22 protein-coding genes are annotated in these 24,259 nt (G+C 37.8%); 6 read left to right on the top strand and 16 right to left on the bottom strand.

The genetic code is table 11. From position 1 onward, the window contains the following. Positions 1 to 766: 766 nt before the first annotated feature. Genes hutI through CCE82_RS03855 form a run of 3 tightly spaced genes read right to left on the bottom strand, consistent with a single transcriptional unit; the run spans position 767 to position 5,001 of the window. On the bottom strand, positions 767 to 2,014 hold the full coding sequence (hutI, locus tag CCE82_RS03865; RefSeq protein ID WP_086428116.1) for an imidazolonepropionase: 1,248 nt from the start codon (positions 2,012 to 2,014) through the stop codon (positions 767 to 769). Then, on the bottom strand, positions 2,011 to 3,675 hold the full coding sequence (hutU, locus tag CCE82_RS03860; protein ID WP_167370960.1) for a urocanate hydratase: 1,665 nt from the start codon (positions 3,673 to 3,675) through the stop codon (positions 2,011 to 2,013). The genes hutI and hutU overlap by 4 nt, the downstream gene beginning before the upstream one ends. Positions 3,676 to 3,696: 21 nt before the next feature. Next, entirely contained in the window at positions 3,697 to 5,001 is a 1,305-nt protein-coding gene (locus CCE82_RS03855) for a YjiH family protein (RefSeq protein WP_086428114.1), read from the bottom strand. Between the two features lie 198 nt (positions 5,002 to 5,199). Between CCE82_RS03855 and CCE82_RS03850 the strand changes: the two genes are divergently transcribed. Then, entirely contained in the window at positions 5,200 to 6,081 is an 882-nt protein-coding gene (locus tag CCE82_RS03850) for a LysR family transcriptional regulator (protein WP_086428113.1), read from the top strand. A 435-nt stretch (positions 6,082 to 6,516) separates the two neighbouring features. Here CCE82_RS03850 and sdpC read toward each other — a convergent pair whose 3' ends face one another. After that, positions 6,517 to 7,440, bottom strand: a complete 924-nt coding sequence (sdpC, locus tag CCE82_RS03840) for a peptidoglycan release complex CPBP-like subunit SdpC (RefSeq protein ID WP_086428111.1) — start codon at positions 7,438 to 7,440, stop codon at positions 6,517 to 6,519. Between the two features lie 420 nt (positions 7,441 to 7,860). Between sdpC and hutG the strand changes: the two genes are divergently transcribed. Continuing rightward, on the top strand, positions 7,861 to 8,790 hold the full coding sequence (gene hutG / locus CCE82_RS03835) for a formimidoylglutamase (protein WP_086428110.1): 930 nt from the start codon (positions 7,861 to 7,863) through the stop codon (positions 8,788 to 8,790). 113 nt (positions 8,791 to 8,903) lie between these two features. On the opposite strand, the gene rpiA is transcribed toward hutG, so the two are convergent. Next, positions 8,904 to 9,599: a ribose 5-phosphate isomerase A gene (gene rpiA, locus CCE82_RS03830; protein ID WP_086428109.1), complete on the bottom strand. Its 696-nt coding sequence runs from the start codon at positions 9,597 to 9,599 to the stop codon at positions 8,904 to 8,906. A gap of 125 nt (positions 9,600 to 9,724) precedes the next feature. Here rpiA and CCE82_RS03825 point away from each other — a divergent pair, with 125 nt between their 5' ends. Continuing rightward, positions 9,725 to 10,372 (top strand): MOSC domain-containing protein, encoded by a 648-nt coding sequence (locus CCE82_RS03825; RefSeq protein ID WP_086428108.1) that lies wholly within the window; start codon positions 9,725 to 9,727, stop codon positions 10,370 to 10,372. A gap of 124 nt (positions 10,373 to 10,496) precedes the next feature. Here CCE82_RS03825 and CCE82_RS03820 read toward each other — a convergent pair whose 3' ends face one another. From CCE82_RS03820 to CCE82_RS03800, 5 genes are all read right to left on the bottom strand, one after another. After that, on the bottom strand, positions 10,497 to 11,522 hold the full coding sequence (locus tag CCE82_RS03820; protein ID WP_086428107.1) for an aldose epimerase family protein: 1,026 nt from the start codon (positions 11,520 to 11,522) through the stop codon (positions 10,497 to 10,499). Positions 11,523 to 11,556: 34 nt separating this feature from the next. Then, complete coding sequence (locus CCE82_RS03815) at positions 11,557 to 11,889, bottom strand: YnfA family protein (RefSeq protein WP_086428106.1); 333 nt, start codon at positions 11,887 to 11,889, stop codon at positions 11,557 to 11,559. Positions 11,890 to 12,051: 162 nt separating this feature from the next. After that, the gene (locus CCE82_RS03810) at positions 12,052 to 13,296 is read right to left on the bottom strand and encodes an ABC transporter permease (RefSeq protein ID WP_086428105.1); all 1,245 of its coding nucleotides are present in this window, start codon (positions 13,294 to 13,296) and stop codon (positions 12,052 to 12,054) included. Next, positions 13,289 to 14,188 (bottom strand): ABC transporter ATP-binding protein, encoded by a 900-nt coding sequence (locus tag CCE82_RS03805; RefSeq protein WP_086428104.1) that lies wholly within the window; start codon positions 14,186 to 14,188, stop codon positions 13,289 to 13,291. The genes CCE82_RS03810 and CCE82_RS03805 overlap by 8 nt, the downstream gene beginning before the upstream one ends. A 287-nt stretch (positions 14,189 to 14,475) precedes the next feature. After that, positions 14,476 to 15,147 carry a DUF805 domain-containing protein gene (locus tag CCE82_RS03800; protein WP_206184371.1) on the bottom strand — a complete coding sequence of 224 codons (672 nt, stop codon included), beginning with the start codon at positions 15,145 to 15,147 and terminating at the stop codon, positions 14,476 to 14,478. 184 nt (positions 15,148 to 15,331) lie between these two features. Between CCE82_RS03800 and CCE82_RS03795 the strand changes: the two genes are divergently transcribed. Beyond that, positions 15,332 to 15,940, top strand: coding sequence for a DNA-3-methyladenine glycosylase (locus CCE82_RS03795; RefSeq protein WP_086428102.1), 609 nt, complete (start codon positions 15,332 to 15,334; stop codon positions 15,938 to 15,940). A gap of 363 nt (positions 15,941 to 16,303) precedes the next feature. On the opposite strand, the gene CCE82_RS03790 is transcribed toward CCE82_RS03795, so the two are convergent. From CCE82_RS03790 to CCE82_RS03770, 5 genes are all read right to left on the bottom strand, one after another. After that, positions 16,304 to 17,635, bottom strand: a complete 1,332-nt coding sequence (locus CCE82_RS03790) for a Na+/H+ antiporter NhaC family protein (protein WP_086428101.1) — start codon at positions 17,633 to 17,635, stop codon at positions 16,304 to 16,306. Between the two features lie 179 nt (positions 17,636 to 17,814). Then, entirely contained in the window at positions 17,815 to 18,630 is an 816-nt protein-coding gene (locus tag CCE82_RS03785) for a DUF4097 family beta strand repeat-containing protein (protein ID WP_086428100.1), read from the bottom strand. Beyond that, positions 18,627 to 19,184, bottom strand: a complete 558-nt coding sequence (locus CCE82_RS03780; RefSeq protein ID WP_086428099.1) for an HAAS signaling domain-containing protein — start codon at positions 19,182 to 19,184, stop codon at positions 18,627 to 18,629. The genes CCE82_RS03785 and CCE82_RS03780 overlap by 4 nt, the downstream gene beginning before the upstream one ends. Continuing rightward, positions 19,181 to 19,501: a PadR family transcriptional regulator gene (locus CCE82_RS03775; RefSeq protein ID WP_086428098.1), complete on the bottom strand. Its 321-nt coding sequence runs from the start codon at positions 19,499 to 19,501 to the stop codon at positions 19,181 to 19,183. The genes CCE82_RS03780 and CCE82_RS03775 overlap by 4 nt, the downstream gene beginning before the upstream one ends. Positions 19,502 to 19,679: 178 nt before the next feature. Next, positions 19,680 to 20,498 (bottom strand): sugar-binding domain-containing protein, encoded by an 819-nt coding sequence (locus tag CCE82_RS03770; protein ID WP_086428097.1) that lies wholly within the window; start codon positions 20,496 to 20,498, stop codon positions 19,680 to 19,682. A gap of 135 nt (positions 20,499 to 20,633) precedes the next feature. On the opposite strand from CCE82_RS03770, the gene CCE82_RS03765 reads away from it, so the two are divergent. After that, positions 20,634 to 21,458, top strand: a complete 825-nt coding sequence (locus CCE82_RS03765) for an AraC family transcriptional regulator (protein WP_086428096.1) — start codon at positions 20,634 to 20,636, stop codon at positions 21,456 to 21,458. 262 nt (positions 21,459 to 21,720) lie between these two features. Then, positions 21,721 to 22,932: a sodium/glutamate symporter gene (gltS, locus tag CCE82_RS03760; RefSeq protein WP_086428095.1), complete on the top strand. Its 1,212-nt coding sequence runs from the start codon at positions 21,721 to 21,723 to the stop codon at positions 22,930 to 22,932. A gap of 29 nt (positions 22,933 to 22,961) precedes the next feature. Here the strand turns inward: gltS and CCE82_RS03755 are convergent, their stop codons facing one another. After that, positions 22,962 to 24,167 (bottom strand): GTP-binding protein, encoded by a 1,206-nt coding sequence (locus tag CCE82_RS03755; protein ID WP_086428094.1) that lies wholly within the window; start codon positions 24,165 to 24,167, stop codon positions 22,962 to 22,964. Positions 24,168 to 24,259: the final 92 nt, after the last annotated feature.

The raw sequence follows: 24,259 nt of genomic DNA, 5'->3' as shown, positions 1-24,259 counted from the left end.
GATAATAGAAATTGAAGGCCGAATTGGATTTTCGGGAGCAGTACAGAAATCTCATGTGTAGCAAAGATTTCGTCGTACTGCCCCCGCAAGGCTGACTAGACTTCTCAAAAGCATCAGCATTGAGAAGTCAGACAGCTACTGCGTTAAACAGTAGCCACTATCGAAGTTAGAAGTCGACATTTTACTTTGAACTTAATGCCTCAGGAGTCTTGCCCAGTTCTTACAATCTTTGACTCCTTCCTTAATATCTTAAAAATCACACTACCCATACTTCGACCAACCATCACACTTTTTGGGGAACTTAGACCAGTTACCATTATGACTTGCCTCAACTCAATTTGGCTTGATTAAATTGTACACTCGATGGAAGCCAAATTGGATTTTCGGGAGCAGTACAGAAATCTCATGTGCAACAAAGGTTTCGCCGTACTGCCCCCGCAAGGCTGACTAGACTTCCCAAAAGCGATAGCATTGAGAAGTCAGACAGCTACTGCGTTAAACAGTAGCCACTAACAAAATGAAATGGTGTTATTTCAGTCAGCGTCTATACCTCGGGAGGCTTTCATTGTTTTGCAAACTTAATTCTTTTCTCTTTCATTGGTATCAGTGACTCAACAAAGTTATTTTGCTTTCGGGGATGGTATGATGTATGACTTTGGTCCTATTCATCTTATTTCATTACGCTCATATTAGACGTGTCGTGATAAAAAGATGAAGCGGCGTGCCACCTCTATTTCAAGGTCCCACGCCGCTTCTCTTCACTTACTTATGCTTTTGTTAACAAACCTGGTTTACGGTCAACGATGACATGGCCGTTTTGGATCACTTTTTCAACGTGGTTCACACCGTAATGGTAAGGAATATATTCATGGTTTGGTGCGCGCCAAATGACGATATTCGCATCATCGCCTTCGTTGATTGTACCCGCGTCGACGTCGATGGCTTTCGCTGCATTGACTGTGACTGCGTTCCAAATTTCGGCTGGTGATAGTTTTAACTTTAATGATGCAATCGCCATGACCATTTGTAAGTTATTTGTGACACAGCTACCTGGGTTGTAATCTGTCGCAATTGCAATCGCACCGTTGTTCTCTAGCATGCCTCTTGCATCTGCATAACTTTCTTTATCCAAATAGAATGTTGTGCCAGGTAATAATACCGCAACAGTGTCTGAATCTTTTAAGTTGGCTTTGTCTTTATCACTTGAAGCGACAAGGTGATCGGCAGAAATCGCATCTTCCTCAATCGCTAAGCCTAACCCACCGAGCGGATCAATTTCGTCTGCATGGATTTTCACTCTTAAGCCAAGGTCTTTCGCCGCTTGCATATAACGTTTCGATTCTTCTAATGTAAATACACCAGTCTCACAGAAAATATCCGCAAAGTCTGCGTATTTTTTAACTTCTGGCAATAAATCAATCATTTCTTGTAAAAACTCTGCTTGTGAAGAAGCTTCTTTTGGAATGGCGTGTGGTCCTAAAAATGTATGGCGCATTTTCAAACCGTATTTTTCTTCTAAACGTTTAGATACACGTAATTGCTTCAATTCATTTTCTTTGTTTAAGCCATAACCACTTTTACTTTCTACAGCTAAGACACCGTGATGCATCATCGTTAATAAATCATACTCAGCTTTGTTAAATAGTTCATCTTCAGTCGCTTGGCGTGTTGCTTCTACAGTTGATAAAATGCCACCACCTGATTCAAGTATTTCTAAATAGGATTTGCCTTGTCGTTTTAAAGCCATTTCATGTTCGCGTGAGCCACCGTGAACTAAATGTGTATGTGCATCGACAAGTGCGGGTGATACAACACGTTCAGATGCATCGATTGTTTCACGCGCTTCATAATCTTCAGTATAAGGTCCTGAATAGACAATTTTACCTTCATGTACCACAACTGTACCATTTTTCACTACATTCAATTCATCTAAATCTTTGCCTTTTAACGGACGCTCTGTTGATACAGGTAAAATCAATTCCTTAATATTTTGAATCAGTAAATCATAAGTCATTCTGTTTCTACCTCCTTAGTTAACATAGGGATATCAACGCCACGAGTTTTGGCAGTTTCAATCGCTTTTTCATATCCTGCATCTGCATGTCGCACTACACCCATACCCGGATCTGTCGTTAATACACGTCCTAATCTTCTGTCGGCACGTTCTGAACCATCAGCGACAACGACCATGCCTGCGTGTAATGAATAACCCATACCTACACCACCACCATGGTGTACTGAAATCCACGAACCGCCCGCTGCTGTGTTAATCAATGCATTTAAAATTGCCCAGTCCCCTACAGCATCTGAACCGTCTAACATTGCTTCAGTTTCACGGTTTGGTGATGCCACTGAACCTGAATCTAGATGGTCACGACCAATGACGATAGGTGCAGAAATTTCGCCGTTACGGACGAGTTCATTTAATGCTAGGCCCATTTTCGCACGCTCACCATAGCCAAGCCACGCAATTCTTGACGGTAATCCTTGGAATGCGATTTTTTCACTCGCCATGTCTAACCAGCGCATTAATTTTTCATCTTCTGGGAATAACTCACGCATTAATTGGTCCGCACGTTCGATGTCTTTTGGATCCCCAGATAGCGCAGCGAAACGGAATGGTCCTTTACCTTCACAGAATAATGGACGAATGTATGCTGGTACGAAACCAGGGAAATCAAACGCATTTTCTAACCCTTCATCAAATGCCACTTGACGGATATTGTTACCATAATCAAATGCCACTGCACCATTTTTTTGGAATTGTAACATCGCTTCAACATGTTTTTTCATCGATTGTTTGGATAATGTGACATATTTTACCGGATCACTTTCTCTTAATGCAGCCGCTTCATCTAAACTGTAGCCTTCAGGAACGTAACCATTTAACGGATCGTGTGCTGATGTTTGGTCTGTGACAATATCAATTTTGAAGCCACGTTTTAAAATTTCATGATGGACTTCTGCAGCATTACCGACTAAACCAATAGCGAGCGCACGTCCTTCTTTTCTTGCTTGTTCTGCTTTTTCTAGCGCTTCATCTAATGAATGTGTAATCGTATCACAATAACGTGTGTCGATACGTTTTTGAATACGTGTAGGGTCAACGTCTACACCAATGACAACGCCGCCATTCATCGTTACAGCAAGTGGTTGCGCACCTCCCATGCCTCCTAGTCCGGCCGTTAATGTAATCGTGCCTTTGAGTGAGCCATCAAAATGTTGGTTCGCTAATTCTGCAAATGTTTCGTATGTACCTTGGACAATCCCTTGTGAACCAATGTAAATCCAACTTCCCGCTGTCATTTGTCCATACATCATTAAACCTTTTTTATCTAATTCATGAAAATGCTCCCACGTTGCCCATTTAGGTACAAGCACAGAATTCGATAAAAGCACACGTGGCGCTTCTTCATGCGTTTTAAATACGGCGACCGGTTTACCTGATTGAACTAACATCGTCTCATCATTTTCTAAACGGCGTAATGTATCAACAATCGCATCAAACGCTTCCCAGTTACGCGCTGCTTTACCGATACCTCCGTACACGACAAGGCGTTCGGGATGTTCAGCCACTTCTGGATCTAAGTTGTTATATAACATTCTTAAAACAGCTTCTTGTTCCCAACCTTTACATTCAATTTCTAAACCTTTTTTTGCTTGAATATTTCTCACCATAATACGTCTCCCTTTCATTTAAAAAATAATTAGACTTAACGGAATTGTAATTAATAATGTTAATGTCACACGAATAAACCAAATACATAACAATTGCCAAATCGGAACTTTAATTTCTGTTGCTAAAATACACGGTACGAGTGCTGAAAAGAAAATAATGGCTGATACACTCGTAATGGCAACGACAAATTTCACTTCAATCGTTGCTTTAACGACCAGCAATGATGGTAAAAACATTTCAATCACCGAAATGGCAGATGCCTTCGCTAACAAAGCTTTTTCTGCTATCGGGAAAATATAGATGAACGGATAAAAAATGTAACTGACAATGTCAATGATCGGTGTAAAATTCGCTAACAACAAGCCGATAAAACCAATGGACAAAATGGAAGGCAAAATCGCTACCGTCATTTCTAACCCTTCAGCAAAATGTGTCCACATGTTTTTAAACAATGGTGTCGCCTGATGTGATTGTTTTTTCACTGCGAGCCATGCTTGTTGAATGCGTGACCCTTCCACTTTTGGTGATTTTGGACGCGTTTGATTATTGTAATAAGCTTTCGATGCCTTTGATATCGGCGGCAAATAAGTCGAAATGGCCGTCACAACAAATGTGATGACTAAGCAACTCCAAAAATATAAATTCCAATGCGGCATCAAATCAAGTGTACGCGCCACAATGACCATGAAAGTTGCTGATACTGTCGAAAATCCTGTCGCAATAATCAAAGCTTCTCTGTAGTTATACACACCTTGTTTATACACGCGATTTGTAATTAATAACCCGAGTGAATAACTCCCTACAAAGGAAGCCACTGCGTCAATAGCAGATTCACCAGGTGTATTAAACACTTTGCGCATAAACGGTTGCATTAACACACCAATAAATTCTAGTAATCCATATCCGACTAACAATGATAAAGCGATGGACCCTACAGGAATTAAAACACTGAGTGGCAACATCAACTTATCAAACAAAAACGGACCGTATTGTGCTTCAAATAAAATTTTTGGACCTATATGAAATACGTACATGAGCCCAATCACTGCACCTAAAACTTTGGCAATGACGATTACAAAGTCTGTTTTCGTTTTCTTATAATCTTTTCGATAGATGGGTAAGATTGCACCTATTAAAATCATTAATAGCGCAATATAAGGCATGACACTTTTTAGTCCTGCACGTATCGCTAAATGCACATGATCAACAATAATGGTTTGTACACCATTGATTTGGAAAGGTACAAAGAAACAAATCACACCTATCAAACTTAAAACCCAAAAACGCCACATCTGGTTACCCTTGACTGCTTGATGCTTCATCCCAATACATCTCCCCCTTGAATTATGAGTACTCATACAAAATAACGGCCCGCTCCCCTTAGCTTTTCATTTCCCATTATTTTGTTCATTCCTAATGACACTATCACTGACTATCTTCATTGTAATATGCTAAGATATTAATAACTAATATAAATAAACTAATCACTTATAACCTTAAACTATAATTAGGAGGATTTTATGAAAGTTATACAGTTGGAATACTTTATCGAAATCGTGCACCAAAATAGTTTTACGAAGGCTGCGCAAGTCTTACATATTAGTCAACCGTCATTAACCGCGACGATTAAAAAAATGGAACGTGATCTCGGTTATCAATTGCTGAAAAGAACAACAAAAGAAATTTCAATTACTGAAAAAGGGATTCAATTTTATAACGAAGCCGTCGAACTCGTTAAACATTATCATCAATCTATCGAAAAAATGTATGATCTAAAAATGAGTCAAACACCGAAAATTAAAATGGCTATTATTGAATCGACTGCACGTTGGGTCTCGACTGTGGTCCAAACGCACCAAAATGCACACCCAGAACAACACTATCAAATTACTGAAATACTGGACCCCAATCAGTTAGCCCAAAAGTTAATTAATTTTGATATTCATTTAGGTTTGTCGAACGATGAAATTCGGCATGACGGTATCATTTCTCTACCGTTATATCGGGAAGATTATGTTGTACTCGCACCACCTCACGCTTTTGGGAATCAAAAATCTGTCTCGATTAAAAACTTACCGCTCATCGTACCTAATCGTGGTTACCAAGTACGCAAACATATCGATGACTATTTCACGCGCTTAGATGAACGACCACACATTATTATGGAAGTCGATCGATTCGAGACAGCAACCAACTTTGTTCATCAAGGTATGGGTTACGCGGTCATACCGCAAATGTATTATCAGTCATACTCCACTTTTCAACTAAGTGCGATTAAAATCCGTCCAAACATTAAAAGAACAATCTATCTCAATTACTCAAAAAAGCGCGAATATAATCAACACGTCTTTGATTTAGTCGACGCATGTTGTCATTATTGGAACGTAGAAAGAAAACTATAAAACTTGTAGTGGAGATGATAATAAAGGAGAATACACGACATTTTAAAATTTGGAGAGCATAACAGACACATCAGGAGAAAGAGAAGAAAAAGTGAAAACAAAATGACATCTTTTAACTTTAATAGTGGCTACTGTTTAACGCAGTAGCTGTCTGACTTCTCAATGCTGATGCTGTTGAGAAGTCTAGTCAGCCTTTCGGGGGAAATACGACGAAATCTTTGTTGCACATAAGATTTCTGTACTGCTCCCAAAATCCACCAACGCTTCTACAAATGTAACAGTAAAATCAAAGCGTTGGTGAGTTGAAGGATCAGCGCCTCGGAAAGCGTAGCCCAGTTCAGCAATCGGTAGGTTGTTTATCTTTTTCTTATAAAATGTAACAGTATGTATCAAAACAAAAAACACCCCTATATCAAGAGGTGTTTTTCAGCAAAGCTATTTATTTTCCTTCTCTATTGTTTCTTCGGTTACTGTCTCGTTTTCTTTCTTAGACGGTACCTCATCATTCTCTTCAGATACTGTCTCATTTTCTTCTTCTGTTGTCATATCCATCAACATTGGTGTATCATCATCTTCACCTTTTTTACGCGGAGAAAATAAACGCATAATTAATCCTAATACGACAACTACAATCGCAACACCCGCTGTAGAATACGCTAATACTTTCATGGAGAAAACATCCCCAATTTCTTCACTGAAAAAGAACACTTTTGCGAAAGTCATACTGGCATGAAATAATGTCGCTACGTAAATCGAACGACCACCTGTACCACGAACCAATTCACCTGCAATCATCGAAAATGCAAAAACGTAAATCGCACTGTACATCGTATAAGGCATACCAAAAGCCGTATTGACATCCCAAATTAAATACAACACACTGACAACTATATTTGAGAAAAAGTGTGGTAATTTTGCTTCAACAATGTTTAACAAATAAGAACGAAAACCAAATTCAATGAAAAATGCCATTACAATATGACCTATTAAAATCGTCCAAATCGTTTCAGATAAATCTTTCGACTGTAATAAAATAAAACTGTCGGCATAAGTATTAAAACTATACATGCCAATCATAAAAATCACGAGCGGTAACGTAAAGGCAAGTAACAGTCGCTCAATCACTTTTAAATTGATAGTGAATTTTAAACCTGCGACTTGTTCTTTTTTATTTTTAAATATCAATATACATAACACTGCAGCGATAAATGGGCCCAATGAATTTAAAGAAAATACAAATGATTTGAATCCTGACGCTTTTTGAAAGTCTTGTAATATTAAAGGCGTTGCATAGGATAAGACAAAAAATACAAAAATCGTCAATGCCCATTGAAAGCCGGAGATACGCGTTCGATTCATAATAAATCCTCCATATTAAACAATCACTATTAATGTTCGTATGCATGAGGTGGTCCAGTTAAGGTTTGTGCGGCCTTTGTCTGTTGGACGAATTTCAAGTCATAGAATCTAAGGTACATTATAACCATTTATGGAATAGAAATAAATTAGTAGCTGTTAAATATCATTGAATTGTAATATAAGTAAGATGATTTGTTGAAAGTTCTCAAGTATAACAGATATAAAATAATTGATTGTGTCCACACATGTTTAAGAAAGCGGTCACTATCTCCTATTCTAAATCTACGTATATGCGCAATTCATTTATCATTTCTAAATAAAGCGCTTACTTTTTCCTTGGAATTTCTGTTTCAAAAATAGTAGCATGGAAGTGAAACATGGGTTATCACTAAATCAGTGAATATGAAAGGGGACCGATTTATGTATCAAAAGCCAAATCAAAAGTTATGGACAGGTCGTCTAGACAGTGAGACAGATCGCCAAGCATTTCGCCATTTTCAAACAGTTCAATTTGTCGATCTTCAAAATGAGTCACCTCAAGATGGAGATATCGCACTTTTTGGCTATGCAATCGATGAGGGGGTTGCATTGAATAAGGGTCGTGTTGGCGCAAAAGATGGCCCAGATGCGATTAAAAGCGCCTTCGCAGGATTGCCCGCTTCAACGGATTTAAACATTATTGAATATGGAAACTGGACACATTCGGCTGATGCTTTAATAACGTCTCAACAAGCGTTTGGTCAATATGTTGCACAATTACTACGTCACCATAAACGTACATTTTTACTTGGTGGTGGACATGATATTGCGTATGCACAATACCTCGGCGTTCGTGAAGCTTATCCAAATCAATCTATCGGTGTCATTAACATTGATGCGCATTTTGACAATCGCCAAGAAGATTATTCAACTTCTGGGACGAGTTTTCATCAAATGTTAACTGAAGATGACAATTTAGATTATTTCGTATTAGGTATTCAGCGTACAAGTAATACACAAGCACTGTTTGATTACGCTGACAAGACGAATACACAATACGTCCTTGCAGAAGAGCTAATGGATCAAATTTGTCCACCGGTAAAAGATAAGCTAGATCACTTTATCAATGAGCATGACGTCATTTTATTTACACTTTGCATGGATGCCATTGATAGCGCGTATGCCCCAGGAGTCAGTGCAAATGCGGTTCTTGGCCTCACTCCTTACACGGTTTTAGAACTGGGACGTCGTATTTTACAATCTGACAAAGTGACTTCCATGAGCATTGCAGAAACCAATCCAAAGTACGATATCGATCAACGTACAGCAAAGTTAGTCGCGCATTTCCTTGGTCATTTTATTCATTGTTAGTCAGATAGTCATACAAAATATGGTTCGATATGATAATAACTCACAAAATTGACAATGCTATAAAGCGAAAGGCTGGGAATTACTCGTTTTCCCAGCCTTCATTATTGATACTTCTATTGAATATCCGAAAGTTTAATCAGTTTAATTCCTTGTTCTGTACCGACGATTGCTTCTTCTACTGTATCCAAAAAGTAGCCTGTCTCCAGCACACCAACAAGATGGATTAAAAATTCATGCACTTCATATGGATCAATTTCTCGATTCAATGCACAATCTAAAATATAGTTACCATTGTCCGTAATAAATGGTGTATGTTCCACCATACGACGCGTCACTTCAATATCGAATTCTTTTTCGATTATCTGTGCAATTTGTTTCCAATTAAAGCGATCGACTTCAACTGGCAATTTGAAGGTTTGCCCTAAATAATCAACCAGTTTCGTTTGGTCTGCAATGACGATAAATCGGTCAGCGAAAGTATCAATCACCTTTTCACGGAACAATGCACCGCCCCCGCCTTTAATCAGGTTCAGTTTTGGATCGATTTCATCTGCCCCATCAATTGCAATATCAATATGTTGTACATCATTAATATGTGCAATCGGAATGTTCAATGATTTCGCTTGATTTTCTGTACGCTCTGATGTGCATACCCCAATCAATTGATACCCCTTATCATGAATCAACTCCGCAATTTTAGGCACAAGTAACTCTACCGTACTGCCTGTGCCAATCCCAACTGTCATGCCGTCTTCAATACGACTAACAGCTTCATCTAGCGTCATTAGTTTAAGTTCTTTATTACTCATGAGCCCACTCCTTCATTGTGACTTATCATATTAACATTATTGTACAACATTTACGCCGAAAAACCATGACGAACGCAACAAATTACGCTAAAATTACAGTAACAAGAGCATGGAGGGTGATGACTATGAATTATGCAGTTTATGCCATTTCAACTGGCAAAATCGAATCATTGCAGTATGAAGATAGGCGACCTATGGAAAGTGCTTTGAATAAAAAGCCCATTGACGACAAAATGTGGCTATCTCGTACCGGTTTTGTGGAAGACGAGCAAGAGTACAAAGATCATGGTGGCCCAGATAAAGCGGTTTGCTTATACAGTAAAGCACACTATGCGATGTGGCAAGATGTCATTGATCCATTACCTGATTCAGCGCTATTTGGTGAAAATATTACCGTTTATGCGATAGATGAAACGGAACTCTTTTTCGGCGATCAATACCGTTTAGGTGAAGCCATTATTGAAGTGTCAGAAATTCGTGAGCCTTGTTGGAAACTTCAAAGCAAATATGGTTATCCTCGACTCGTTAAAGAAATGTCGAAATCTGGAAAAACAGGCTGCTATTTCCGTGTCATTAAAGAGGGATTTGTCGCACCAAACAGCAATTTGTCTTTAGTTCAACGTGCACCTGAGTCCACACGGTTATCCGTACAGGAATTGAATGACATTTATTATAATGACAGAAAAAATAAAGCACGGATTGCATATGCTTTAAAGAATCCATATCTTACGGAAAAACGTAAAAATGTGTTAGAAAAAATGTTAAACCAGTAACATTTGATTGAATGCGCTCGGTTGCTTCACTTTTTAGGGCGAAAGTGAGACTTTTCAAATGAGCGAAAAAGAACAAGCTGTCTGTAATAGAAAGCTTGTTCTTTTATTGGTTTTATAAGTGTAATTATGCGTCTTTTGGTTTAAGCTCAACGCGATAGCTTGTTTTTGAGTAAAAAGGTGTATGGGCTGCTAACACTGAATATGCAGATGCTCCGAAAATGTTAATATCGTTTGGTATACTTTGTGTTTCTACAGTAATGCCTGAATGTGGCTTATAAATATTCATATGGCTTTTCCAACCTTCAGAGTCATTCAATGTGTACATCACAATTTGAGGTGCGTCTGTCTCAACATGTAACGCTAAATCACGGTTTGAAATCGTCATCTTCCCTGCTTTCACTTCAAACGGATGGTCCAGTCCACCTCGCGCTGTGATTTGCTTTTGAATGTCTGCGTCGTCAGCATTGAATAACGTTGTCAGTTCAATTTCATGACTGCCGATTGTCGCCGCTAAATCAATTGGTTCTAACACCGGCATGCCTGACTCATCTAAAGGAAACATTTGTAACTTTTCACTTGCAATCACATGATTATCAACGACTTTATTGTCACGATTTAAATTAAAATAAACGTGGTTCATCGGATTAAACAACGTATCTGCATCTGACTCAGCAAAATATTCTACTGTCCATGTCTTTGAAGCATCATATGTGAAGACAACTTTAATATCGATATTTCCTGGGTAATGATCTTCTTCTTGCTTCACTGTTGTCGTAAATTGAACTTTCACTTTTTCTTCTGCTTCATTTTCAATAATTTCATAGTCAAATAGACGGTCAGCCAATCCTTGTACACCGCCATGCAAATGATTGTCACCATCGTTTTGTTCCAATTGATACGTTTGATGATTTAATTCAAAGTGACCTTTCGCAATACGGCCTCCAAATCTTCCGACCGTTGCACCAAAATAAAATGGATTGTATGGGTAAAATTCATCTGCTTCCACTTCATTTCCGAGTACAATGTTGTTATCTCCAATTCTCCAACTCACAATGCGCGCGCCATAATTCATGAAAACAATTTTACTTTCCTTATTTTCAATTTTAATAAGTTCAATTCCGTTAGATTGTTGTTCAATGTTAATATTCATTGCGATTCTTTACTCCTTTACTCTCTCCCAAGGTTTACCCTCTCGTCGGCAGCACCATGATCAAAACCCCTATGATACAAACGACACCGCCGATAATATCAAATTTATCTGGTGGCTCTTTATCAATCCAATATGCCCATAACAGACTCATCACAATAAAGATGCCTCCATAAGCTGCATACACACGCCCAAAAGTAGGAAATGATTGGAAAGTCGCAACGATACCATACATTATCAAAACAACACCGCCTATCCATCCTAACCAAAATGGACGATCCGCACGTAGCCATAGCCATATGAGATAACCACCGCCAATTTCACACAACCCCGCTATGATAAAAATTGCTGTGGAATATAGAAAGTTCACATTTTCACCTCATATTACTTTTACTCTATTGTATCAGTTTCCTTCATACAAGTGGGTAATAATTTCTTATAAAGTCGTTACAATCGCATAAACAATATCGGCGCATCATTTAAAAAGACTACCCGCACATCATGTACCGATAGTCTTTCAGAATCACAAATTTTATTGTTCACGTTGGAAAGCACGCTTCAACACATTTTTCCAACCTTTTTCAAACGATAATACTGCATTTTTATATGATTTCGCTGCTAAGAATAGTAAGACAGCAATCAATACAACATGGATAATCACCGCGATAATCCCTTCAAATGTTGGCGTCGTCGTTAACGCTAATCTTGAAAAAGTGACGAATGGTGAAAAGAATGGCACATAACTCATCACATTAATAAAGAAATTGTCAGGATTAAATGAACCAAAATATCCCGCATAGAACGCTGCCATGATCAAGAACGTCATCGGCATTAATGACTGTGCTAAATCTTCAATACGTGCAGTTAAATTACCAAGTATCGCTGCTAAGACGACGTAACTTAAAATACCTAATATTAAGAAAATCACGCCGAAAACAATCAATCTTGTAAGATGTGGTGTGAGTGATAAATTAACTGAACTGAACATCGATTTCAAATCAAAAATAAAGTAATTTGCGACAAAAGTAAGCGCTAAGATGACGATCTGTGTGAATGCAAGCGCTAACACCCCTGCAATTTTCGCCATAATGTGTGTCGTCGGTTTCACACTTGTAATAATCATTTCTGATACACGCGATGTTTTTTCTGTAGCCACTTCTGTAGCAATTTGTTGTGCATAGTTAAAGACGATAAAGAACATTAAAAATGTACCTGACATCGTAATAATTTTTGCGAAAGCTTCTTCATCCTCAGATGCGCTACTATTTTCTTGCCCTGATTTTTGAATAATCGTATTGTCGATTTGACTTTGACTCTGTAATCTCTGTAAATCATTGCCTTTTAAACCAAGGTCTTGTGCGATTTTTTGCGTTTGAAGTTGCGTCAACACGGCTTGTAATGTCGCGTGTTCAGTGTCAGAAGGTGTTGATGTACTTAAAATTGTTGCTGACAATGCATGTTGCTCATTTTCATGTAGCACATATGCTTGGTCAATGTCTTCCTTTTTAATTTGCTTTTTAGCTTCATCTTCCGACATTTTTTCATACCGCGTATCTTTATTTATGGCCGACAATTGCCCTTTCACTTGTTGATACAATGTTGCGTCTTGAGTGACGATTGCCACATTTTCACTGCCACCATCAAACAACTTCACAATTTTATCGAGATTCGCACCTCCTGTAATGATCAACATCATAATTATCGTTGAGATAATAAATGACCTTGCTTTTAACTTTTTAAAATACGTCAATTTAAACGTAGCTGCAAATTTACGCATCTAAATCACCCACTTTCTCGATAAAAATTTCGTTCATTGTTGGTTCCATCAATTGAAATCTTTTCGCATAACCTTTTTGCTGTACGACTTCAAAGATTGCTTCAGCGACCGTTTCATCTGACACAGTGAAGAAATTTTCAGTTTTAACGACTTTATGATCCAACACTCCTGGAAGTGACGCTACTTCCGATAAATCATACGGTGCATCCACAACGACACGTTTATAACCGACACTTTCTTTGACGGATTGGATGTCACCTTGAACGACCATCTCACCACGATTTAAAATACACACCGCATCACACAGCTCTTCAATATGTTCCATACGATGCGAACTAAAAATAATCGTTGTCCCCTTGGCATTCAAATCTTTCACCGCTTGTTTCAATAACTCGACATTCACTGGATCGAGTCCACTAAAAGGTTCATCTAAAATCAACAGTTCAGGCTCATGTAGCATACTTGCCAACAATTGCACTTTTTGTTGATTCCCTTTTGAAAGTGCTTCAATTTTTTTAAAACGATTTTCAGTAATTTTGAAGCGTTCCAACCAATAATCAATTGCCTCAAGAATCGCTACTTTATCCATGCCTTTTAACGTTGCCAAATAAGTTAATTCTTCGTTTACGGTTAATTTAGGATGCAAACCACGTTCTTCTGGTAAATAACCGATATGATCGTACATCGTGTGATCAATTGCCTTACCGTTATATGTAATACGTCCTTCAGTCGGCTCAGACAACCCTAAAATCATACGAAAAGTCGTAGTTTTACCCGCGCCATTGCGGCCTAAAAACCCTAACATTTTCCCTTTTTCAAGTTCAAAAGAAATCTGATTCACTGCAGTAAATTGACCAAATTTCTTCGTCACTTGCTCAATTTTCAATGTCATCGTTGCACACTCCTTATTTATAAGCTTACATTGAATATATCTTATCCGTATTAAAATGACAAGTATATTTGTCAAAATGACGTATTTAAATTACAAAATATCGATGTAACTAATAAAGCTACGGATGTATAACCCAAAATCCTATCTCTTTAAATCAATATCCAAGCTCATCATGAGTGTTACTGATATGACTAGTTCATCATTCACTTTTACTATTTATTGAATACATTGATATAATAAAAGACCTTCACAGCATGATGACTGTAAAAGCCTTTAGATGATTTCAATTAATAACGATAAGGATCGTCTTTCTTTTCTACTTCTTCAATATCACGCCACTCATCTTGTGGTGTTGTCGTAGAATTTTCGTATGCCATATGATGGCCTTCATTTTGAAAACGCCCTACATATTGACGACCATATTTCGGTGATGGACCATATTGATTATCTTGTTCCTTACTATCTAATAAACAAACGATAAACGAAATTAAACTCAAAATGATACTGACAGCCATCAATGTATACGCGACCCAGTTTGGAATAAATGCAAATTCGCTAATAAAACTCACTTCTGCTCCTATTGCTTCATCCTGGTACAACGTGTCTTTTTGTGTGAAAACACTAACGATATTATAAATAATACCTACAACAAATGATACTACTGGAATCAACATTGAGAAACCGACATCGTGGAATCGTCTTACTGTTAATGACAAATTGGGAATAATGGTTGCGAGCGAATACAAGCCAATAGCAAGAAACAAAATTGCTGCAACGATCCATCCTGCAATCGGAATAAATAATAAGATAAATCCTAATATAGTAGCAGGTACTGTAATGATCACATGCCATAACATGACCCACCAATACTCACTTCGACGACTTCTCCCTTTAAAATTCACATAGTTTGTCCAATATAATTTAAATGCTTCAACAAATCCTACTTTAGGTGCCTCCAAATCCAATGACCTCCTTAAATCAGTTGTAATTCACTTCTAGTCTACCATACTCCAATTTTATTGCTATACTATATTAATAATTTTTATATATTTTTTAAATCAAATTATGCACGATGACGTATTTGGAAAGCGATGTGAATTTCCGGTAAAATAAAACTATATTCACAATTAAATGGAGGCGACCATGGATTTTATTCACCCACCAACGATTCAAACCGCTCAAAATTTACTCGGGGTCAAATTGATTTATGAGACACCTGAAATCACTTATAGTGGCTATATTGTTGAAACAGAGGCTTATTTAGGATTCCAAGATCACGCTGCACACGGCTATCAAGGCCGACGCACACCGAAAGTTGAATCTCTCTATCAAGCTGGAGGTACTATTTACGCACATGTCATGCACCGTCACCTGCTCATCAACTTTGTGACTCAAGAAGAAGGCATTCCAGAAGGTGTTCTCATTCGCGCCATTCAACCTGAAGCTGGGATTGAAATGATGAAACGGAATCGGGGTCGACAAGGTTATGAGTTAACCAATGGACCCGGGAAGTTAACGGCTGCGATGCAAATTCCTCGTTCTGTTGACGGTAGCCAGTTGAACACAGGACGATTAAAAATTGATACCAAAAATCGAAAATTTCCACGAGAGATTGAAGTGGGCCCACGTATCGGTATTCCGAATAAAGGGAAATGGACAGAGGCGTATTTACGTTATAGCGTTAAAGGGAATCCTTATGTTTCTCGCGCGCGTAAGAAAGACATGTGCCCTATTGATGAAACGTGGCGGTAAATGACTGATATTAGGATAAACATTGATTGTCACATTTAATGCTTACTATCATACAGATGGCTGGAACGTTTCTTCACAGTGTATGATATTGACATTATGATTGCCATCCTAGGCTCGCGTTCCTAGGCGATCACTTCAACTAACCAACGCTTTCATTTTAATGAAACATTTGTTGAAGCGTTGGTGGATTTTCAGTTTCGCTTTGTTGCCTCAGGCGTCTCGAACAATTTTTGCTCTTTTGATAGAAAATCTCGTGTAATATTGAAGTATGGCGTTGTCAAAGCACAAAAAAGCCTCTCCTCTTGTTGTCAGGAGAGACTTTTTAATATTGACGCATTTAACATCAGTCAACCGTGATAGATATTAATCTACTGCATGCTTTTTCTCTTTTCTAAACATACCGACATGAATTGAAATGATAGTACATAAAATCAAAATGAGTGGGTAATATGAATACTTCAATACTTCTAAATAGGATACATGACCAAATTGTTCTGCCATTAACATCCCACTATCGTGAGGCAATACCATCAGTGCGCTGGCAGCAAAAATGTCTAACAAGCTGGCCATACGTTTCGGCGCAATTTTATACATTTGTCCGATTTCTTTAGCGATAGGTGCTGAAATAATGATTGCGACCACGTTATGCACTAATGCCGCTGATAACAGTCCCGATAGAAAACTCATCGCATATTCAGCGCTTTTCGGCCCATTCGCACGTTTTTTCATCGTTTGGACAATCCAATCAATACCGCCGTAGTAACGAATTAACGCAACTAAACCTGAAATTAAGAAAGCGATAAGGAAAATAGAGAAAGTGCCTTCCATTCCTTCTCCAATTTTCGAAGTCCATTCAAAGACCCCAATATTGCCTCGTGCAACACCGATGATTCCAGTTAGTACAATCCCCGATATTAATACGAGCATGACATTCATACCAGCAATCGCGGCAATGAGCACAAATATATATGGCAAAATATCGATAAAGTTAAAACTTAAATCTTCTTTAATATGCCCCGTTCCGCCAACAATTGCGTAAATAATAAAAGTAATGATTGCGGCTGGTAATGCGATAAGAAAGTTCGCTCTAAATTTATCTTTCATTTTCGCACCTACACCCGTTGTCGCTGCAATCGTTGTATCAGAAATAATGGACAAATTATCTCCAAAGTAGGCCCCAGCGATAACCGCAGCTGCAGCGGCCGCCACATTTAAGTCAGCCGCTTGTGCTACAGCGACCCCAATTGGAATAAATGCGGCTTGTGTTCCTGTAGATGTGCCGAGTGATGTGGCTACAAATGCACTCATCACAAAAATACCTGGAATAAGGAGACTCGGTGGAATGACAGACAAGCCCATATTGACCATCGCTTCCTGTCCTCCCATTGCAGAAGCCGCGCTCGCAAATCCGCCTGCTAAAAGTAAAATGAGTCCAAGTTCTGCAATTCCAGAAGAACCTGCATTTTCAGTAAAGATTTTAATTTTTTGAGTCACTGGTGTTTTGCGATCATAGCACGTCCATGCAATGACAATCGCAATGAAGATGGCTACGTGACGTGGTAAAAGATTAAATGCATCTTTAGTACCGAGCATCGTAAAGACGAGACCTACACCAATGTACAAAACTAAAAAGATGATTAGTGGCAATAATGCTAGTGCACCATACTGTTTTTGACTTCTTAATTCTTTCGACATGTCTTTCCCCTCAATATCTTATTATCATGATAAGGATTATACACTTTTATATCACTTTGACAAGTCTCAAGTTTTATTTTTTTATAAATTGATGCTTTTTATGCGTAGTCATGTCATCTGCTTATCACTTTTATTAACGAAGTCATACCGCTACATCTTCTACAGTAATCAATCACGCTTTACTCAAGTGCCGTAAATGTCGCATCGCCTTCATTTGAAACTTTAATCTTCACTTGATGCTCCCCACGACCGACCTTGTTATTTTTCAGCCCATCCACAGCTTCCAAGTCGACCTGTCCTTCTTCCGCTTCTACGTGGAATGCCGTGTTCGAAAGTTGCCCTTTGTACGTGACATCCACCGTACCACTATTAATATCCCATAACATCGGAATATCTTGGGGAACGTCTTCTAAAGAAATATCGCTATACGCCGCCTGTGCTGACACATTTTTAAAATCCGTATGTTCGGTATAAAGTCCACCATATTCCATTGTCGTATCGAGTTGTTGAATATGACTATCATCAATATATAAATCCGCTCTCGTTAAATTCAATGTTAAATTCGCAAGTTCCAGCGCATCTGCCGTCATAGTCGTATCGGTTCCATTTAACGTCACTTGATTCATTTGTGAAGTTGGTAAAGTGATAATGAGTTTCTTTCTATCTAAAGGACGAAATGGATTGAGATGAATTGAGATGGCTTGGCGTCTATCACTAGAAATCGATATGTTCATTTGATTATCATTTTTCACAGCTTTAAGGTGATCTGCACTTGTGATATCACCTTTAATCTTCAATGTATCACCTTTAACAAAAGTCACATCTCTCCCTTTGACATCTAAAGCTAATTTTTTTATCCCATCGGTTTCATATGTCTTTTCTGTAGACGTATGGTTTTGTTGGTCATGAAAAAATGTGTAATATACCGTGCCAGCAAGTCCAACTACAAACATGACACATCCAACTAAAAACACAATTAACAGTCCACGCTTCATACATTTACACCTCTTTTCACAAGCTTAATATTCCATTTTAAATATTTTACAGATAAAACATAACTCCATTTAATGATGACAATGAATAACACAATAAGTATGAGACCTAATCCAAACCAACCGATAACCGCAAAAATGTCTTCAATTAGAATGGCTTCTGATAAAACAAAATATTTAAATACTAAGGCAAATGGTGTGATAAGAAAGGCAACACTCGTCAGTACAATGCTTAAAAGTATGCCGAATATGACCATGAGCGGACCTGAAATTAAAATAAAATTCAATATACTGAGTCCTAATACCGTTAAAATGGCTTGTGTCATGTTTGATGTGTTTTTACTTTCCTCAGCATGATTCACAGCATTTTCTGCATTAATTGCACGCGCCATCTCTTTTGGCGAACCTAACATACCAATGATTTCTTGTTCGGATTTACCATCATGTAAGCCTTCAATAAAGTGATTTTCGTATTCAGCCACAATGTCACGTTTTTCTGACTCTGACATTCCTCTTAAATATTGATAAAGCGTATTCAAATATTCTTCTTTAGTCATTCATGATCACTCTCCTCTATAAAAATTTTCACGATACTGACAAATTCATGCCATTCTGATTTCAACTGTTGTAACCGTAAATTCCCTTCACGTGTCAGTTCATAATATTTGCGTGCAGGTCCCTCGGTTGATGGTTCATAATACGTTGTTAGACAATTTTCTTTGACGAGCCGACGCAACAAAGGATAAACCGTACCTTCAGCAATCACCATGTGCTTAGAAATGTTTTGTACAAGTGAGTAGCCATATTGCGGCTCCTTTTTAATAATGAGTAATACAATCATCTCTAATGCACCCTTTTTAAACTGGATGTTCATCATTACACCTCCAAGAATACATTAATCAGTACTAATCAATGTATAATACTTAAAATTAAAATAGCATACACTATTATACATTGCAAGGTACTATGTTAAATTTTTTCAAGCACATCGAAAAAGCGTATCAAAAGTTCATCAACTCAATACGCTTCCATATCATCTTTATTATTCATCTTTATACCGTTTTCACATTGACTGGCTCATGTTCCCCGTTGAAATCAATATAATGTGCGATCGTTTCATCTTCTGTTTCTAAAAATAGTGTGAAATGCCGCCCTTGTTGCCCTACTAGATGCGCTGGAATTAATAAATGGTAACAGCTATCCATGTCCATTGTCCCTTTTGCGAAGGTCATGTGCTGTTCATTTTCTAATAAATAACTGATGACCGGTGCACCTTCAATATCTTGAATTTGAATACGTACACTTAAATCACCACGCGCATGACGACTTACATCTACTGTATAGTCTACAATTCGATCGTTCGCACGTTCGAGCACATACATCTCTTGAAATGGCACCATATGATGTAATGTTGTATCATCATCAGACATTTCTGTCGCGACGAGTTCAATTACATTCTTTGCTTCATGAACCGCATGTGTGACATCAAATTCGATACGCGCTCGACTTCCTTCGACTGTTCCAACATAACTTTCATTCAAATAAATTATAAAAGGTTGTTGTGCTCCTTCAATATTCAAATGATAATCTTTACTATAATCAAAATCATCTATCATAAATGTTCGTGTACACTTCAAATAACAGTCCTCTCTCTTGTGAAACAGTGTATCGACGTCCATATATTCATGGTGATAAATATTTTCTTCCATTTGACAATGCCATTGTTGATTTAAAGGCGTCACCGCATGACTTAAAAATTTGATATATGGTAATGCAAAGACATGACGACTCATGTATGGAATATAAGTTGTTCTATTTGGCAATTGATGTTGATTTTTTTGTATTTCAATACCTTTTAAACGATGGTTCATATTCATCACCTCGAAATTAAAATATATATTTTTTTGTGCTTTTAATTTAACACTTTAGAACGTAAGAGAATATATACCAATCGTCACTGTATATGTTAAAATGTTTCCATGTTTGAAGTTTGAGGGGTTGGATGAATGCAATTATTATGGAAGATGTTTAAAAAGAATCAATTTGAAGCCAATATAGATGAATGCGGCATTGAAATTGGGACGCCTCATGGGGGATATCAATATGAAGTGACCAAGCCTGCTGTGCTCCATGTCGTGATGTCTGGCACAGGGACACTGACATACAATCAAAAAAAGTATATATTGAAGCCTGGTGATCTCTTTTTACTCTGTCGTGGTATGGAAGTCCATTATGAATCGACTATGGACGAACCGTGGACATATTATTGGGTTGGATTTAGTGGAAAACTTGTTTTTGATTATTTAAATCGTACTGCTTTATATGAAACGCGCGTTATCCAAAATCAACCCACGAACGAAATTCGCCAAATTATTTATCGTATGTGTCATCGGTCTATTGATTATTCCACAGAGAACTCTGATGATATTCAGCATATGCGCGATTTGTATGAGTTACTTTTTCAACTTCACCAACATTTTCCTAAACCATTTCATGTCGTTAAAAATGAAAAATATTCTAATGTGAGAGAAGCTATCCGATATATTAATGAAAACTATATGCACACTATTTCTATTTATGATGTCGCTAAGCATGTCAATGTCAGTCGCAGTTATCTATATAAAATGTTTAAAAAGCACATCGACCAGTCTCCACAAAATTATTTAATTCATATTCGTATGTATCACGCTTCGAAATTGTTTAAGGAAACAGATTTGCAAAGTCAAGAAATTGCTGATCGTGTAGGCTATAAAGACCCACTGTTATTTTCTAGAGCGTTTAAAAAGCATTTTGGGGTCACAGCAACCCAATATCGAGAAGAACATCAATAAAGCCAATGTTTATACCGTATCATGCACGACTATTCAAGTACATTGAAAAAGTCGATTAACATGAAGTATGTTCGACAACTATAAATGGTGATATATCTCTATTCCCCACTCGTTACCCTATAAAGGTATATAGCTACTATTTTCGAATAATCACACTCGATTTAATTTAGATATAGATTTTTGCTTTTAAAAAAAGTATAATAGTTTAGTATGGGATTGAAAGCCCTTTCTATTTTACTAACTCAAAGGGGGGAGTGTAACAATGTTAGAGCTTAACAGTATTACAACATTGTTTCTTGCCTGTCTATTATTAATCGTGGGGCAAGCTATTGTAAATAAGGTTGATATTTTTAATCGTCTAAGTATTCCATCACCTGTAGTAGGTGGACTCATTTTTGCGATTATCTCCGCAATATTAACTTCTACAGGGGTTTTACAAATCAAACTTGATGGGGCATTTTTTCAAAACTTTTTTATGTTAGCCTTTTTCACAACTATTGGTTTAGGGGCTTCATTTAAACTATTGAAACTCGGTGGCAAAGTGTTAATCGTCTATTGGATTCTCTGTGGTGTGTTAGCGACATTCCAAAACGTGATTGGTGTCTCTATGGCGAAAGTATTGCACATCGATCCATTATTAGGTTTAACAGCGGGTGCTATGTCAATGGAAGGTGGACATGGCAATGCAGCTGCATATGGCCAAACAATTCAAGATTATGGCATTGATTCAGCTGTCACAGCCGCACTTGCAGCTGCAACATTAGGTCTTGTCGCAGGGGGGCTTTTAGGTGGTCCAGTAGTGCGTTTCTTAATTAAAAAGTATGATCTCGCACCAAGCAATGCTGAAACAATTCAAAAAGATTACTCTAATGTTGATATTAACCGTCGACTACAAAAAAACTTTACTGTCAATGAAGTTTTCTTCATTCAAATTACAGTCATTTTGTTCTGTATGGGACTCGGTTCATATTTAGGTCAACTGTTTAGTGATTGGTCTGGTATTAACATTCCTTTATATGTAGCTTCAATGTTTATCGCAGTTATTATTCGTAACATTTCAGAATTTGCAAACCTTAACTTAATTGATTTAAAATTGACAAACCAAATTGGCGATATTTCATTAAGTGTATTCTTATCAATTGCTTTAATGAGTATCAAATTAACAGAAGTGTACAACTTAGCATTACCGTTAATCATCATTGTTATTTGCCAAATTATTTTCGTAGCATTATTCTCAATCTTTGTCGTCTTCCGCTTGCTCGGTAAAAACTATGACGCTGCTGTAATGATTGGTGGTTTCATTGGACACGGTCTTGGTGCGACACCAAATGCGATGGCCAATTTAGATGCGATTACGAAAAAGTTTGGTAATTCTCCACGTGCATATTTAGTCGTTCCAATTGTCGGTGCATTCTTAGTCGACTTACTCGGTGTACCGATTATTACGACATTTATTAACATATTTAAACCGTAAAAAAAGAGGTGCGCGCACCTCTTTTTTTATTATGCTTCTTGACGACGAATTTCCCAACCATACGGATCTGTTAATTGAGACCAGTCTGCATCAATTTCTTGACTATTTAAAAGACATGCGTCTAATTCGGCAGTAATCGCCGCTTCATCTAAATCTACACCAATGATGACGAGTTGCGTATGACGGTCGCCATATTCAGGATCCCAATCTGCACGTACGTCCGGTCTTTCTTGTAAAATCGCTGCACGTTCCGCTTTTGGCATACTAGCTACCCAAAAAGTGACTGGGTGAATATCGACAGCTGTTCCTGCTTGAGAAACGAGACACGCGACATCATTGTATTGTGCTAACCACGCAATTCCTTTCGCACGCACAATCGATTCGGACATACCTTCAAGAAAAGCATTGAATCGTTCTGCATGAAATGGTAAACGTCTACGATATACAAAAGATGAAATGCCATATTCTTCTGTTTCCGGTGTATGAGTCGCATGACCCCCTGCTTCTAGTTCTTGCAACCACCCTGCTGATTGACTCGCCGCTTCAAAATTAAAACGCCCCGTCTCTAACACTTCATCAATATCCACTACTGAATTAACAGTACGGATAAATTTCGCGGTAGGTTGTAATTTACGCAACATCGCTTCTAAACGATTCGCCTCTTCTTCACTCACTAAATCAATTTTATTTAATATGAGCACATCGCAAAATTCGATTTGATCAATGAGTAAATCCGCTATCGTACGTTCGTCATCTTCACCCACCGCTTGATCACGATCTAACAACATGTCTCCTGATTGATAGTCTTTAATAAAACGGTTCGCGTCAACCACTGTGACCATCGTATCTAATCGACAAATTTCAGTTAAATCAATACCTAAAGCTTCATCCACATATGAAAATGTTTGTGCGACAGGAACTGGTTCTGAAATACCAGTCGATTCAATAACGATTTGGTCAATGCCACCACGTTTGACGATACGTTCTACCTCTTTTAATAAATCATCTCGCAATGTACAACAAATACATCCATTAGAAAGTTCAACTAATTTTTCATCTGTACGCGAAAGCCCCCCTCCTTCAGCGATCAGATCTTTATCAATGTTGACCTCACTCATATCATTCACAATGACCGCAATTCTTTTACCCTCTCGATTGTTCAAAATATGATTAAGTAAAGTTGTTTTACCTGATCCTAAATAACCACTTAATACTGTTACAGGTATTTTACCCATATATAGCCCTCCTCATTTCGTTGTAAATCGTAATAATTACGTTTTACAGTATATAATAAATACTTCCATCGACGCAATGATAATTTAAAATG

The organism is Staphylococcus cornubiensis, from assembly GCF_900183575.1.
In the GTDB taxonomy this organism is placed as follows: domain Bacteria; phylum Bacillota; class Bacilli; order Staphylococcales; family Staphylococcaceae; genus Staphylococcus; species Staphylococcus cornubiensis.
The sequence above is the reverse complement of the archived record's forward strand: the minus strand, read 5'-3'. Positions and strand labels throughout refer to the sequence as shown.

Bases quoted from the DNA above. Each gene is read 5' to 3' on its own strand.
- CCE82_RS03755 (WP_086428094.1), bottom strand. From the start codon at position 24,167: ATGGGTAAAATACCTGTAACAGTATTAAGTGGTTATTTAGGATCAGGT.
- CCE82_RS03820 (WP_086428107.1), bottom strand. From the start codon at position 11,522: ATGAATATTAACATTGAACAACAATCTAACGGAATTGAACTTATTAAA.
- CCE82_RS03780 (WP_086428099.1), bottom strand. From the start codon at position 19,184: ATGACTAAAGAAGAATATTTGAATACGCTTTATCAATATTTAAGAGGA.
- CCE82_RS03855 (WP_086428114.1), bottom strand. From the start codon at position 5,001: ATGAAGCATCAAGCAGTCAAGGGTAACCAGATGTGGCGTTTTTGGGTT.
- CCE82_RS03850 (WP_086428113.1), top strand. From the start codon at position 5,200: ATGAAAGTTATACAGTTGGAATACTTTATCGAAATCGTGCACCAAAAT.
- CCE82_RS03805 (WP_086428104.1), bottom strand. From the start codon at position 14,188: ATGACATTGAAAATTGAGCAAGTGACGAAGAAATTTGGTCAATTTACT.
- gltS (WP_086428095.1), top strand. From the start codon at position 21,721: ATGTTAGAGCTTAACAGTATTACAACATTGTTTCTTGCCTGTCTATTA.
- CCE82_RS03770 (WP_086428097.1), bottom strand. From the start codon at position 20,498: ATGAACCATCGTTTAAAAGGTATTGAAATACAAAAAAATCAACATCAA.
- CCE82_RS03795 (WP_086428102.1), top strand. From the start codon at position 15,332: ATGGATTTTATTCACCCACCAACGATTCAAACCGCTCAAAATTTACTC.
- CCE82_RS03785 (WP_086428100.1), bottom strand. From the start codon at position 18,630: ATGAAGCGTGGACTGTTAATTGTGTTTTTAGTTGGATGTGTCATGTTT.
- rpiA (WP_086428109.1), bottom strand. From the start codon at position 9,599: ATGAGTAATAAAGAACTTAAACTAATGACGCTAGATGAAGCTGTTAGT.
- sdpC (WP_086428111.1), bottom strand. From the start codon at position 7,440: ATGAATCGAACGCGTATCTCCGGCTTTCAATGGGCATTGACGATTTTT.
- CCE82_RS03825 (WP_086428108.1), top strand. From the start codon at position 9,725: ATGAATTATGCAGTTTATGCCATTTCAACTGGCAAAATCGAATCATTG.
- CCE82_RS03790 (WP_086428101.1), bottom strand. From the start codon at position 17,635: ATGTCGAAAGAATTAAGAAGTCAAAAACAGTATGGTGCACTAGCATTA.
- CCE82_RS03775 (WP_086428098.1), bottom strand. From the start codon at position 19,501: ATGAACATCCAGTTTAAAAAGGGTGCATTAGAGATGATTGTATTACTC.
- hutI (WP_086428116.1), bottom strand. From the start codon at position 2,014: ATGACTTATGATTTACTGATTCAAAATATTAAGGAATTGATTTTACCT.
- CCE82_RS03810 (WP_086428105.1), bottom strand. From the start codon at position 13,296: ATGCGTAAATTTGCAGCTACGTTTAAATTGACGTATTTTAAAAAGTTA.
- hutG (WP_086428110.1), top strand. From the start codon at position 7,861: ATGTATCAAAAGCCAAATCAAAAGTTATGGACAGGTCGTCTAGACAGT.
- CCE82_RS03765 (WP_086428096.1), top strand. From the start codon at position 20,634: ATGCAATTATTATGGAAGATGTTTAAAAAGAATCAATTTGAAGCCAAT.